The organism is Streptomyces sp. NBC_01016, from assembly GCF_026341035.1.
Lineage (GTDB): Bacteria > Actinomycetota > Actinomycetes > Streptomycetales > Streptomycetaceae > Streptomyces.
Window position 1 is genome coordinate 4,400,797 of the sequence record NZ_JAPEOQ010000001.1, and the last position, 13,569, is coordinate 4,414,365.

12 protein-coding genes are annotated in these 13,569 nt (G+C 71.3%); 3 read left to right on the forward strand and 9 right to left on the reverse strand.

The window, feature by feature from the left end:
- Positions 1 to 5: 5 nt before the first annotated feature.
- From OG746_RS19700 to OG746_RS19735, 8 genes are all read right to left on the reverse strand, one after another.
- Positions 6 to 779 carry an SDR family oxidoreductase gene (locus OG746_RS19700; RefSeq protein WP_266716247.1) on the reverse strand — a complete coding sequence of 258 codons (774 nt, stop codon included), beginning with the start codon at positions 777 to 779 and terminating at the stop codon, positions 6 to 8.
- Positions 780 to 901: 122 nt separating this feature from the next.
- Positions 902 to 1,813, reverse strand: a complete 912-nt coding sequence (locus tag OG746_RS19705) for a dihydrodipicolinate synthase family protein (RefSeq protein WP_266716249.1) — start codon at positions 1,811 to 1,813, stop codon at positions 902 to 904.
- A 32-nt stretch (positions 1,814 to 1,845) separates the two neighbouring features.
- A complete protein-coding gene (locus tag OG746_RS19710) occupies positions 1,846 to 2,664 on the reverse strand; it encodes an enoyl-CoA hydratase-related protein (RefSeq protein ID WP_266716251.1) in 819 nt (272 codons plus the stop codon).
- The gene (locus tag OG746_RS19715) at positions 2,661 to 3,848 is read right to left on the reverse strand and encodes a CaiB/BaiF CoA transferase family protein (RefSeq protein ID WP_266716253.1); all 1,188 of its coding nucleotides are present in this window, start codon (positions 3,846 to 3,848) and stop codon (positions 2,661 to 2,663) included. The genes OG746_RS19710 and OG746_RS19715 overlap by 4 nt, the downstream gene beginning before the upstream one ends.
- Positions 3,845 to 5,245, reverse strand: coding sequence for an FAD-dependent oxidoreductase (locus tag OG746_RS19720; RefSeq protein ID WP_323179635.1), 1,401 nt, complete (start codon positions 5,243 to 5,245; stop codon positions 3,845 to 3,847). Before OG746_RS19720 ends, OG746_RS19715 begins: the two co-directional genes overlap by 4 nt.
- A gap of 34 nt (positions 5,246 to 5,279) precedes the next feature.
- A complete protein-coding gene (locus OG746_RS19725; RefSeq protein ID WP_266716255.1) occupies positions 5,280 to 6,548 on the reverse strand; it encodes an MFS transporter in 1,269 nt (422 codons plus the stop codon).
- A 142-nt stretch (positions 6,549 to 6,690) separates the two neighbouring features.
- Positions 6,691 to 7,278: a helix-turn-helix domain-containing protein gene (locus OG746_RS19730; protein ID WP_266716257.1), complete on the reverse strand. Its 588-nt coding sequence runs from the start codon at positions 7,276 to 7,278 to the stop codon at positions 6,691 to 6,693.
- Between the two features lie 200 nt (positions 7,279 to 7,478).
- Complete coding sequence (locus tag OG746_RS19735; RefSeq protein WP_266716259.1) at positions 7,479 to 9,248, reverse strand: putative glycoside hydrolase; 1,770 nt, start codon at positions 9,246 to 9,248, stop codon at positions 7,479 to 7,481.
- Positions 9,249 to 9,430: 182 nt separating this feature from the next.
- On the opposite strand from OG746_RS19735, the gene OG746_RS19740 reads away from it, so the two are divergent.
- The 3 genes from OG746_RS19740 to OG746_RS19750 all read left to right on the forward strand — a co-directional run bounded on the left by OG746_RS19740 (position 9,431) and on the right by OG746_RS19750 (position 12,341).
- Positions 9,431 to 10,306, forward strand: coding sequence for a polysaccharide deacetylase family protein (locus tag OG746_RS19740; RefSeq protein ID WP_266716261.1), 876 nt, complete (start codon positions 9,431 to 9,433; stop codon positions 10,304 to 10,306).
- Between the two features lie 55 nt (positions 10,307 to 10,361).
- Positions 10,362 to 11,003: an alpha-ketoglutarate-dependent dioxygenase AlkB family protein gene (locus tag OG746_RS19745; RefSeq protein WP_266716263.1), complete on the forward strand. Its 642-nt coding sequence runs from the start codon at positions 10,362 to 10,364 to the stop codon at positions 11,001 to 11,003.
- A 78-nt stretch (positions 11,004 to 11,081) separates the two neighbouring features.
- Positions 11,082 to 12,341 carry an ROK family protein gene (locus tag OG746_RS19750; RefSeq protein ID WP_266716265.1) on the forward strand — a complete coding sequence of 420 codons (1,260 nt, stop codon included), beginning with the start codon at positions 11,082 to 11,084 and terminating at the stop codon, positions 12,339 to 12,341.
- Here the strand turns inward: OG746_RS19750 and OG746_RS19755 are convergent.
- On the reverse strand, positions 12,328 to 13,521 hold the full coding sequence (locus tag OG746_RS19755; protein WP_266716267.1) for an MFS transporter: 1,194 nt from the start codon (positions 13,519 to 13,521) through the stop codon (positions 12,328 to 12,330). The genes OG746_RS19750 and OG746_RS19755 overlap by 14 nt on opposite strands.
- Positions 13,522 to 13,569 lie beyond the last annotated feature (48 nt).

Below are 13,569 nucleotides of genomic sequence, written 5' to 3' on the forward strand. Positions count from 1 at the left end.
AACCGTCAAAGGCTCCGCACCAGGCCCCCGTCGACGCGCAGCGCCGTCCCCGTGACGTACGAGGCGGGCTCCGAGCACAGGAACGCGGCCGCGGCGCCGAACTCGTGGGGGTGCCCGTAGCGGCCCGCCGGGATCGTGGCCCGCGACTCCGCGGCGACCTCCTCGGGGGTGTTCCCGAGCCGCTTGGCCTTGGCGGCGTCCAGCTCCGCCACCCGCGCGGTGCCGATGCGCCCCGGCAGCAGCAGATTCACCGTCACGCCGTCCGCCGCCACCTCCGCCGCGAGAGTCTTGAGGTGGGCGGCGAGCGCGGCCCGTCCCGCGTTCGACGCGGCGAGTCCTGGCAGCGGCGCGGCGATCCCGCTGGAGCCGACCGCGAGCACCCGCCCCCACCCCTTCGCGCGCATCGCGGGCAACGTCAGCTGGACGAGCCGCTGTTGGGCCAGGAAGAGGGTGTCGAAGGCGGCCGCATACGCGTCGCCGCTCGTGTCCCCGGCGGCGCCGGGCGGCGGCCCCGGTCCGTTGAGCACCACGATGTCCGGTGCCCCGAACGCCTCGTGCGCCGCGTCGACGAGCTGCTGTGGACCCTCCGGCGTCCGCAGATCCACGGCGACCCCGACGGCCTCCGGCAGTCCGGCGGCGACCTCGGCCGCCTGTTCGCCGCGCCGCCCGCTCACCACGACCCGGGCGCCCTCGGCGGCGAGCGCCTCGGCGACGGCACGGCCGAGGCCACCTGTGGAGGCGGCGACGAGGGCGACGCGCCCCTTGATTCCGAAGTCCATTCAGCGCACCTCCGTGAATCGGCCCGCACGGTGATCGTGGTGCGGGCGTTGTTGTGTGTCGTGTCCGGGCCCGGCGGTCCGCGCGGTGTCTGCCGTGCTCGGCCCCCGCGTTGCGACCCCCATCAGCGGGCCTCCTTCTCCGAGGGCAACGCGCCCGGTGTGGCCGTCAGATGCCGGTCCAGCTGTGCGTGGAGCGCCACCGGCATGGTCGGCGCCGGCGGCCGTACTCCGGACCCCTCGATCAGGCCGCGGCGGCGTATCGCCTCCTTGCGGACGGCGAGGCCGATGCCCGCCTGCGCCTCGAAATTGACGAGCGGAAGATATGGCTCGTAGGCCGCGCGAGCCGCCTCGTAGCCACCGACGCGATACGCCTCGACACAGGCCAACAGGCCCTCGGGGCAGGAGAATCCGGTCATGGCGCCGGCCGCTCCCGCCGCGAGTTCGTCGAGCAGTCCGAGGCCGCCGAGCCCACCGAAGACCGGCACGTCGAGCGCCTCCGTCAGCGTGGCCACGGCGGCGGGCGTGGGCGGCGCCTCCGCCTTGACGGCCGCCGCCGCGGGCAACTCCCGTACGACGGTGACGAGATCCGGCGTCGTGATCCGCACGCCGCTGCTCACCGGGTAGTCCTGCACCACGATCGGCGCGCCTGTCGCCTTGTGGACGGCCTGCAGATGCTCGCCGACCACGTCCGGGCGCGGCGAGTTGACCTGCACCATGAGCGCGGCGAGCCGGTCGCCGAGCGCCGCACGGATCTGCGCGGCCTCCTCCACGGCGGGCGCCGTGGACAGCGCGGTGACACCGACGACGAGCGGCAGGTCCACCGAGGCGAGCACGGTGTCGAGCACCCGGCCGCGTTCGGCGGCGTCGAGCCGGGCCGCCTCGCCGAAGACGCCGAGCACGGTGAGGCCGCTCGTGCCGATGTCCGCGTAGTGGCGCACGAGACGGGCCAGCGAGGCCTCGTCGACGTCGAGCGAAGGGCCCGTGAACGGGGTGGCCACCACGCCCCAGACACCGGGCGCGAGGTGATGTGTCATGTCGAGCGCTCCTTGTCGTACGGAAGGCTGTGTCAGCGGCCCGGCCACTGCGGCCTGCGCTTCTCGCGGAAGGCGCGCACACCTTCCTCGCCGTCCTCGCTGTCGAGGGCGGCGGTGAGCGCGGGCAGCCGCATCGCGTGGGCCTCGCCGGGCGGCAGATGGCCCGCGCGCTGCACCATCTGCTTGATGGCGCGCAGGGACGTGGGCGCGCAGGCGAGTACGTCGTCCACCCACCGCTCGACCGTCGCGTCCAACTCGCCGTCCGGAGCAACCTCGTTGACCAGGCCCATCCGATGCAGCTCGGCCGCCGGCGCGCGCCGCCCGGTCAGCAGCAGGCCCATCGCCTGGGTGTGCGGCAGCCGGTGCAGGAGCTGGAACACGCCGCCGTCGAGCGGGATGCGGCCCACGCGGGGTTCGGTGAGGCCGAATTGGGCGTGCTCGGCCGCGATGACGATGTCGCAGCCGAGGACCATCTCCATGCCGCCGCCGAGCGCGTAGCCGTTGACGCGGGCGATGACGGGGACGTCGAGCGTGGTGCGCAGGCCGAGGCCGCCGAAGCCGTTCGGGTCGAGGTCGGCCCAGTATTCGAGGCCCGTCTTCGGGGCCGCGTCGGCGGACATGTCGGCGCCCGTGCAGAAGGCGCGGGGACCGCTTCCGGTGACGACCACGGCGCGGATGGCGCGATCGGACTCGATCTCGGACCAGATGTCGTTCAGTCGGGAAGTCGCCTTGCCGTCAAGGGCGTTGAGGACGGCGGGGCGGTCGATGGTGACGCGGGCGAGATGGCCGTCACGGTCCCGCTCGAAGCGGATCTCGTCGACCGGGGGCGCCTCGGCCGGGCTTGCGCTCATCGCAGGACCCCCTTCTCGCGGAGCAGGGCGATCCGCTCGGCGTCGTACCCGAGGGATTCCAGGATCTCGTCCCCGTGCTCCCCGAGCCGGGGCGGCACCCGCCGCACCGTCGCCTCAGCCGCCGAGAGCTTGATCGGCGCGTTGAGCGCGCGGACCGTGCCGGCCACCGGGTGCCGCATCTCGACGATCATCTGGTTGACGGCGGTCTGCTCGTCGTCGAGCGCGTCGGCGAGGCTGCGTACCGGGGCGCACAGGATGTCCTGCTCCTCCAGGCGCTTGACCCAGTACTCGGTGGAGCGTCCCGCGACGGCCGTGCGGAAGATCTCCTGGAGTTCGGTCCGTGCCGCGAACTGCTGGTCCAGCGTGGTCAGTTCGGGACGGAGCGACAGGTCCTCGTCCAGTTCGAGGGCGATGCTGAGGTGATGCAGCGCGTTGTCCCGGAAGCCGCCGACGAAGATGACAGCGCCGTCGGTGGTCGGGAAGACGCCGGTCAGCGGCATCGCCGCCCAGTTGATCTCGGAGCCCCTGTTGAGCTGCTGGCAGGCCTCCTGCATCTGCATGTGCAGCATCGAGTCGTACATCGACACCTCGACCCGCTGCCCCTCTCCCGTGCGGTCGCGGTGCAGCAGCGCGAGCAGGATGCCCTGGAGCAGGTGCATGCCCGTCGTGTAGTCGCACAGCGTGGTGGCGTACAGGCCGACCGGGTCGTCGTCGGCGGGCCTGCGCCACATCACTCCGCTGTAGGCCTGCGCGACGGCGTCCTGGCCGCCCTTGTGCGCATACGGTCCCGAGCTGCCGAAGCCGGTGCCGCACGCCCAGATCACGCGCGGATTCAGGGACTTCAGATCCTCGTAGCCGAGGCCGAGGCGTTCCATGACGCCCGCGCGGAAGTTGGAGACGACGACATCGGCCGTGCGCGCGAGCTCGCGCACCGCCGCGAGGCCCTCCTCGGTGCGGGTGTCGAGGGCGATGCTGCGCTTGTTCCGGTTGATCGACAGGAAGATCGGGTTGTCGAGCCCGGCCTCGTCGGGGATCGAGGTCCGGGAGATGTCGCCGGTCCCCGGACGCTCGACCTTGATGACGTCGGCGCCGTAGTCGCCGAGGAGCTGGGTCGCCGACGGGCCCATGAAGACCTGCGTGAAGTCGAGGACGGTGACGCCCGTGAGCGGCTGGGTGGTGGTCATACGAGGGCCTCCTGCGAAGGCTGCGAGGGCTGTGCGGCGGTGGCGGTCGTGGCGTTCGCGGCGGGTACGTCGCCGGGGTCGGCCCCCTGGTCGCGCATCCGGCGCTGGATCACGGCCGGGTCCACATCGCGTACGAGAACGCCCTGTTCGACGGCGGTGGCCGCGGCGATCCCCGCCGCCTGCCCCATCGCCATGCACGGCGGTATCTCGCGGGACATGCGCTGCGCCTCGGGGGTGGCCGAATAGTGCCGGCCCGCCACGATCAACTGGTCGACGTCGCGCGGCAGCAGCGACCGGTACGGGTAGTAGTAGTCGCGCCCGCGGGCCACGGAGTCCGTGAAGTGCTGTCGCGCGGTGATGTCGTCCTTGGTCACCACGTACTCGCCTTCCAGGAGACGGGTCTGCCGTACGCCCATCTGCTCGGCGACGTCCAGCAGGTACGCCTTCTCGAAGCCGGGCAGCTCCTGGCGGATGGTGTCGAGGGCGGTCGCGATGCGGTCCCGCGCCTCGAACTCGGCTTCGGTGAGGGAGGCAGGGTCGGTGCCGTCGAAGCCGGTCATGTGGGGGCAGTTGCACCACACCACGCCGGGGATCGGGGTCTTGAGCCACCACAGTTCCCAGGCGCCGCCCAGCATCCGCTTGATCTTGCGGTTGAGGGCGCGGACCTCGCGCGGGTTTTCCTGCTCGTAGCGTTCGGCGGCGTCGGTGTCGATGCCGCCGAGCCGGAAGACGAGCGTGGTGAGGTAGCCGGCGCTGGTGTGCGCGGCGCCCGAGCGGGCGGCCACGTCGATGTCGCCGGTGGTGTCGATGACGACGTCGCCCATGACCGCCTGCGGCCCCGACTTGGTCTCGCAGACGACACCCTTGAGCACACCGTCCTGGACGATCGGCCGGGAGAACCAGCTGTGCAGCCGCAGCGTGACACCGCTCTCGCGCACCAGGTCGTTGGAGACCCGCTTCCAGCCGTCCGGGTCGAACGCGACGGCGTAGCAGATGGGCTTGGGGTTGATGTGCTGGTGGAAGTCGAAGGAGCCCCAGCGGCCCCACTTGGCCCACATCTCGGGCGAGGAATAGCGGTCCTCGACCGGCGGATAGACGGCGAGGCCGAGCTTGGCCATCCGCTCCACGTACTCGTCGACGACGCCGGTCACGGTGATCTCGTCGCCGTTGATCATGTCGTCGAGCACCAGGACCATGCCGCCGGACGCGAGCCCGCCGAGCGCCGCGTACCGTTCGAGCAGCGTGACGCTCGCGCCGGTCCGCGCGGCGGCGACGGCGGCGCTGACACCGGCCGGTCCGCCGCCCACGACGACGACGTCGGAGCGCTGGACGACGGGGGCCTCGACCGCTTCGAGAGCGATGCGGTCGCCCGTCAGGGCAGGGGGAACTACAGGCACAGCGATGTCCTTACGTTGAGGGTGACGGCCGCGGTCAGTCGCCGGCGCGGACCGCGCCGCGGGCGAAGGCGAGCCGGTAGAGCAGCACACTGAGCAGGCACAGGACGGCCACGTACACCGGGAACGCGGCGGCCGCGCCGTGGTTCTGGAACCAGAGCAGGACGTAGGGGGCGGTGCCGCCGAAGCCCGCGACGCCGACGGCGTAGCCGATCCCGACACCGGTGACCCGGCAGTGCATGGGCATGAGCGTGGCGGCGACCGTGTTGTACAGGCCCATCGTGAACGCGAGGACGGGCGCGCCGACCAGCATCACCACGGTGAACCGGGTGAGTCCCGGGCCCTGGTACACGAGGACGATGAAGACGAGCGCGGCCGTGCCGAGCCGCGAGATCCAGAACGTTCGGGAGATCCGCGAGCGGTCGGCGATCCGCCCCACCAGCGGGTACAGACACCCGACGAGGACTCCGGAGAGCGTGGTGATCGCGAAGACGGCCGAGCTGTCCTCGTGGTGGGTGGTGCGGGCCAGGTTGGGCAGGCCGGTCGTCCATGTGTAGTTGATGGCCTGGGCGCCGGCGACGACGAACACGATGGTGAGCAGGGCGAGTTTGCGGCGGGCGAGTTCGGCCCACGGTCCTGCGGGCGCCGCGTCCCCGGCGTCGTCCGTGGTGTCCGCGGTGCTCTCCAGCGTCTCCGGGAGCGCCCTGCGCAGCCACAGGAAGACACCTCCGGCGAGCGCGCCGATGGCGAAGGGGATGCGCCAGCCCCAGGAGTCGAGTGCGTCCTGGCTCATCACCGAGCTGACGCCGAAGCACACCAACGAGGCGCCCACGATGCCCACTTGGACGTAGAACCCCATGATCGCGCCGAACCGGGCGGTGTGTCCTTCGGGCGCGAGTTCCACGGCGTACGTGGAGTTGAGCGGGGCCTCGATGCCGGTGGACACGCCCTGCACGATCCGGCACAGGAGCAGGATCACGCCCGCCCAGGTGCCGATCGCGGCATGAGTGGGGGTCACGGTGATGACCAGGCTGGTCGCCACCATCGAGCCGATCGAGAAGAGCATCACTCCCTTGCGTCCCGCCCGGTCGGCGATCCGGCCGAAGACGACGGCGCCGAGCGGGCGCGCCGCGAAACCGACGGCGAAGACGGCGAGTGCGGACATGGTGGAGGACAGGGGGTTGGAGGAGGGGAAGAACTGTGGGCCTATGGAGGAGGCGAGCAGGCCGTAGACCATCCAGTCGTACCACTCGACGGCGTTTCCGCCACCGAGGGCGAGCAGGGCACGACGGGTGGAGACCGGCACACGGGCAGGGGATCTCTGCAAAAGCGATGCCATCAGGCACCTCGCTGGTCGAGGATCGGGCGTGCGCGGATGACGGGCGCGCGCTGCGGTGGGCGCGTCCGGTGGGGTGTGTTCTGCTATCGGGTTCGTCGCGGGGTACGGCTCACCACGTGGGCGGCGTGATCACCCAGACCGAACTGGCCGGTTCGTCACCGGGGTTGGCGTACCAGTGCGGCACGCTGCTGGAGTACGTGATGGAGTCACCGGGGTACAGGCGGTGTCGGACGCCGTCGAGGTAGACGTCCTTGACCCCGCTCAGCACGATGCCGAACTCCTCGCCGTTGTGCCGGAACGGGGTGTCGCTCGTGTCGTGCCCCGGCTCGGTCTCCACCCAGATCGACTCGAGCGCCCCGCTCAGGGTCGGCGTGAGCAACTCGTAGCGCGCGCCGGTCAGTTCGGCGGCTCCGTGGAAGTCGAGGACCCGCCGCTCGTCGTGGCGCACCACGGGCGAGACCTGGTCCGCCAGGTGGAAGAGACGGCCGATGGGGATGTCCAGGCCGTGCGCGATCTGGGCGAGCGTGGCGAAGGACGGGTTGCCCTTGCCCCGCTCGACCTGACTGATGAGGCCGACGCTGACGCCGGCCGCCTTGCTGAGCGCGTCCAGAGTGAGCCCTGCCTGCTTGCGGGCCGCCCGCACCTGCAGTCCCACCGTGGCGACGAGGGCGTCCACATCGGGCTTGGCCTCGCTCATGGACGTACCTGCCTTGTCGGGTCGATTGTCCCCGCGCGGCACGGACACCGGCGGGCTCAACGACGATTGAACTGCACGACGCCGCGTCCGACAAGGGTCATGTTGAAATTCTTCAGGATGATGAAAACGGCGGCGGGGTCGAGGGCCCACTTCGCGGGGTGGAGAAGTCCACCCCACCGGTCAATGGGCTCACCCGTCCCTCAGCCCAACGCCCCCTCGTGGTACTGCACCCCCGGATTCCACAGCAGGAACCCCTTGATGCCGTCGGAGCGGGCCGCGTCGAGTTGGGCGCGGACCTCCTTGTCGCCGTAGGAGACGCCGAGGGAGAAGTCCTGGATCCAGGGGACGATCTGCGCGTCGGTGTGCCGCGTCTTCTTCGCGAAGGCGGCGAGGGAGCGCTTGGTGATCGGGTACGGGTGGGAGTTGGGGTCGGAGACGCCGTACTCGCCCTTGGCCCAGTGCGAGGGGTAGATCATCGGTGAGATGTAGTCGGCCTCCTGCGCGAGCAGGCCGACGTCCTGGGCGATCTCCTTCGGCCGGTCGACGGCGATGCCGAACACCGAGACACCGAGGAACGCGTTGTGCTTGCGGACGGCGGCACGTGTCTCGCCGACGACATCGGCGACGGACCGCTCGGGCGTGGTGTCACCGAGGCCAGGGAACGACATCTTGCGGATCGGGCCGTCGGGGCGGCGGATGTAGTCGTAGAGGATGTCGTCGAAGCCCAGCTTCGCGGCCTCCGCGGCCAGGTCGATGTTGTACTGCCGCACCTCCTTGTTCGCGAAGTTGGTGAACGACAACTGGCCGTAGCTGCCGCCGTTGTAGGCGCCCCCGCCCGGGGTCCGCACCACACGGTCGCGGTGCCCGGACTTCCAGGACTTGGTGGCGAGGATCGGGTCGCGGAAGGCGACGATGCGGCCGACGACCGTACCGCCCGCGGCGTGGATCTCCTTGACGGCCTTCTTCGCGTCGTAGTACCCCTTGGCGGCGCCGACGCTCTTCGCGAGCGGCACCTTGGAGGCGTAACCGACCTCGCCGAGCTCGTCCTTGATGTCGAGCTGCACGGCGTTGATCTTCTTCTGCTTCAGCATCTTCATGACCGGCTCGCGCAGCGCGTCGGAGGCCCAGCCCTGGGCGCTGACGTGCACGGCCTTCAACAGCGGCCGGTGCACGGTGAGTTCGGCCTCATGGCGGGCGGTGTTGCCCGCGGCGTCGGTCGCCGTGACCGTCGTACGTCCCGGTGGACGCGGGAGCCGGACGGCGAAGGCGCCGTCCTTCGCGGGCTTCGCCGTGTGCCCCGCGACGGTTATTCGCTGTGCGTCGGCCGCCGTGCCCCTGACGGTGACGGGCTCGCGGAAGCCCTTCGCCTTGGTGTCGGCCACCTTGAGGCGGGGTGCCTCGGTGTCGACCGTCAGTTTTCGGACGACCTCGGTGTCACCGGTGGGCCAGGAACCGGGGTGGGTGACGCGCAGTTCGTGTGTGCCGTCCTTGATGTCACCCAGGCCGACGGAGAGGGCGCCGGCGCTGCCGTGCGCGGCCCGTGTCCGCAGGGGCTTGCCGTCGAGGGTGACCTTGGTGCCCTTGAGTTTGTCGCCCTCGGCGCCCGCGACCTCGAACTCTCCCGTGCGCAGGAGCTGCGCGCCCAGCTTGCCGTCGTTGGGCAGGCCCACGAGGTTCAGGGTGGTTCCGTGTGCGGCGCGTAGCGAGAGTGTGCCGCCTATGGCGAGAACCAGTGCGAGCAGTACGCAGACGAGGATGACCGGCCGTCTGCGCGGGAAGCCCGCCGGGGAAGCACTGGCCGCAGGGTCGGAAACGGAACCGGATGAGCGGGAGGTGGGGGAGCGGAGCCAGTTCTTCCAGTCGAGCCGCATCAGCAGATCCTCCAGGAGGTCTCGTGCGTCGTGGTCTACTGCGTGTTCCTCGTCGTCCTCGTCTTCTTCGTCTTCTTCGTGTTCACCGGTCCGGCGCAACTGCCGTATCTGCTCTGGTCCTTGCGATGGCCGCCGTCTCCTGTGGCGGTACCGGGAGCGATGCGCCGGCTGATGGAGCCAAGCCTCCGCAGTCCGCCGGTGACCGGCAGGATTCCCACTCCCCGGGCTCAGGACACTCGTCCGGGGCAGCGAAACCGGCCAAACCTCCGGCGCCGGAAAAGGTGCGCGCCAACGAACTGGGCGCCGTGCCGGTGCTCATGTACCACCAGATCGTCGAGCACCCGAAGAGCGCGTACGACCGGACACCCAAGGACCTCCGCGCCGAACTGGAACGCCTGGTGCGCGAGGGGTACGTGCCCGTGACCGCGGGCGAGTACGAGACGGGGAGGATCGACATCCCGGCCGGTGCCCACCCGGTCGTCCTCACCTTCGACGACTCCACCGACAGCCAGCTCCGCCTCGGCGCCGACGGCGAACCCACCGACGACTGCGCGGTCGGTGTCCTGCGCGCCGTCGCCCGCGACCACCCGCGCTTCAAGGCCCGCGCAACCCTCTTCGTGAACGGCGACGCCTTCGCAGCCACCGGGCAGAAGAAGGCCCTGACCTGGCTGAAGAAGAACGGCTTCGAGATCGGCAACCACACACTCGACCACGCCAACCTCGCGCAGAGCGGCACCGCCGAGGCGCGCGCCCAGATCGCCGATGGCCAGCGCTCCATCGTGCGCGACGTCCCCGGCACGGACGTCCGCTCCCTCGCCCTCCCGTACGGCATCCAGCCCGAACCCGCTGACCTCGCCCTGACCGGCAGCGCGTCCGGCACGGCGTACAAGAACCGGGGCGTCTACCTCGTCGGTGCGAACCCGGCCCCCTCCCCGTACGCGGACTCCTTCGACCCGGCCGCGATCCCCCGGATCCGCTCGGCCCCCGCCAAGGGCAAGGACGCCAACTACAGCTCCACACACTGGCTCGGCCAACTGTCCGCCGGGAAACTCACGCGCTACACATCCGACGGCGACCCGGACCACATCTCGTACCCGAAGGACACGGCGGCGCGGCCGGGCAAGGCGGCGGAGAAGGGGGAGCTGCGGCCGTACTGACCCGCACACCGAACCGAGCCGCACCGGCCCACGTGTCTTCGGGAACACTGGACCCATGAACGAACTGTTCGCCCGCGACCGCACGGAGATCGCCCCCGGCGCCGTCCACGTCCCCGACTGGCTCGACGAGCGGGAACAGCGGCGCCTGATCGAGCTGTGCCGCACCTGGGCGCGCCCGCCCGCCGGCCTGCGCGATGTGCGGCTGCCGGGCGGGGGCCGGATGAGCGTGCGGCAGTTCGGTCTCGGCTGGCACTGGTTCCCGTACGGTTACGCGCGCACCGCGGTCGACGGCGACGGGGAGGCGGTGAAGCCGATGCCGGACGAGCTGGTGGCGCTCGGCCGGCGGGCGGTCGCGGCGGCCTACGGAGAAGGCCCGGCCGACCCCTACGACATCGCCCTGATCAACTACTACGACACCGACGCCCACATGGGTATGCACAAGGACCGCGACGAGAAGTCGACCGCGCCGGTCGTGTCCCTCAGCCTCGGTGACACCTGCGTCTTCCGGTTCGGCAACACCGAGACCCGTACGAAGCCGTACACCGACGTCGAGCTGCGCAGCGGGGATCTGTTCGTGTTCGGCGGCGCGTCGCGGTTCGCGTACCACGGGGTGCCGAGGACCGAGCCGGGGACGGCGCCGCCCGGGCTCGGCCTGAGCGGGCGGCTCAACATCACGTTGCGGGTCAGCGGCTTGTAGACGGGGTGCGCGCACGGATCGGCCACGGGGCGTTCACCGGCTAACATTCCTGAGCGTGATCAGGGCGAGGAGTTGCTGATGAGCGGCGGCAAGGCGGCCTCCGGGACCGGGGGCCACACGGCGGGCGACACGGCCGGGCGGCCACCGCGTCTGGAGCGGGGGCGCAGCGCGCTCGGTCCCGCGCTCGAACTCGTCCACACCGGGCGGGCCCCCACCCGCGCCGTGCTGACCGCCGAGCTCGGTGTGACCCGCGCGACCGCGGGCGCCGTCGCCGCGGAGCTCGAGGCGCTCGGCCTCATCCGCATCGACGCGAAGCCGAGCGCGGCATCCGGCTCCCAGGGCCGCCCCTCGCACCGCCTCTCCGTCGCCGACGAAGGACCGGTCGCGCTGGCGGCACAGGTCCACTCCGACGGCTACCGGGCGGCGCTCGTCGGTCTCGGCGGCGGCATCGTCGCCACCACGCCGGGCTGCGAGATCATCGACCCGGACCCGGCGGACGTACTGCGGTCGGTGGTGGAGGCGGGCGTCCGGCTCCTCGATTCCACGGGACGACGCTGCGTGGGCGCGGGCCTTGCCGTCCCCTCCGCGGTCGCCGAACCCGATGGCACCGCCCTCAACCCCCTCCACCTGGCCTGGCCGGTGGGCGCCCCGGTGCGGCAGATCTTCACCGACTGCGTACGGGAAGCGGGCCTCGGCATCCCGGCGTTCGCGGCCAACGATGTCAACCTGGGCGCGCTCGCCGAGCACCGCCACGGCGCGGGACGCGGCGCGCGCGACCTGCTGCTGGTGGCGACCGGGCACCGCGGAGTGGGCGGCGCCCTCGTCCTCGACGGCCACCTCCACACCGGCAGTTCGGGCCTCGCCCTGGAGGTCGGCCACCTCACCGTGAACCCCGAGGGACGCCCCTGCCACTGCGGGAGCCGCGGCTGCCTGGACGTCGAGGCCGACCCGCTCGCCTTCCTCACGGCGGCGGGCCGCGCCCCCGACCCGGGCGGCTCACTCCTGGAACAGGCCCGCGGCCTGCTGACCGAGGCGAAGGACGACCCGGACGTCCGCGCGGCGACCGCCCTCCTCATCGACCGCCTCGGCCTCGGCCTCGCCGGCCTGGTCAACATCCTCAACCCGGACCGCATCGTCCTCGGTGGCCTCCACCGCACCCTCCTCGACGCCGACCCCGAGCGCCTCCGGGCCGTCGTGGCGGACCGCAGCCTGTGGGGCCGCAGCGGCAGCGTCCCGATCCTGGCGTCGACGCTGGACCACAACAGCCTGGTGGGCGCGGCGGAACTGGCCTGGCAGCCGGTCCTCGACGATCCCCTGGGGGCGCTCAGCGGGGGGTGACGCCGACGGGCTCCATGACCGGCTCCTGCGGCTTCGCCGCCTGGTCCCTCCGCGCCATCAGATCCGGTACGAGCGAGGCGATCCCGGCGACCGCGAGCGCCAGACCGACCCACAGCGGCGCCCGCAGCCCGTACGCGTCGATGACGACACCGCCCACCGAGGTGGCGATGACGATGCCGAGCGTGATGAACGAGGAGTGCACGGTGTTCACCAGCGCCCCCGCGTTCCCCCTGCGCTGCACGCGCACCACCATCGCCGGGTTCATGGTGACACCCACCAGACCGATGCCCAGCATGCACACCACGGCCGCGGCACTCACCTGGGCGAACAGCGCGAACCCCAGGAGGAAGAGGGAGTTGAGGGCGAGCCCGGCCAGCAGCACGGTCAGGGTGTGCCGGTCGGCGAGGCGTCCCGTCACCGTGTTGCCGATGACGGTCGCCGCCCCGTAGGCGACGAGCAGGAGCGGCACGGTGCCCGCGCCGAATCCGGAGATCTCGGTGAGGATCGGGCCCAGGTAGCTGAACGCCGCGAACGTCGCGCCGATCACGAGCGTGCTGGTCGACAGCGTGAACCACAGCCGCGCGGAGCGGAACACACCGAATTCCTCCCGCAGTTGACCGGCGCCCGCGTCCTTCGGCACGTCCGGCACCCCGACGAGCGTCGCCGCCGCGGCGAGCACCGCGATCCCCGAGATCACCCAGAACGCGGCGCGCCAGCCGAGCCGGTCGCCGATGAACGTGGCCAGCGGAAGCCCGAGCAGCGTGCCGAGCATCAGCCCGTTGAGCGCCACGGAGACGGCGCGGCCGCGGACTTCGGGCCGGGTGAGCTGTGCGCACATCGCGAGACCGATACCGAAGAAGGCCTGCGAGGCGACGCCGGTGACGATTCGCGCCGCCAGCATCACCGCGTACGTCGATGCGGTCGCGGCCAGCACATTGCCGGCGAGGAACACCGTGAACAGCACCATCAGGGCCCGCTTTTGAGGGACCTTCAGGAGCGCGACGGTGAGGAACGGGCCGCCGAACGCCATGGCCGCGGCGAAGGCGGTGATCAGATACCCGATCTGCGGGATCGTCGCATCAAGGCCGTGCGCCATCTGCGGCATCAGACCGGCGACGACGAACTCGCTTGTGACCATGGCGAAGATGCCGAGGGCCAAGACGTATACGGCGCGTGGCATGGGTGTCCCTCCGGGAGGTGTTTGTTTTGGATGGAGCAGTACAAAATC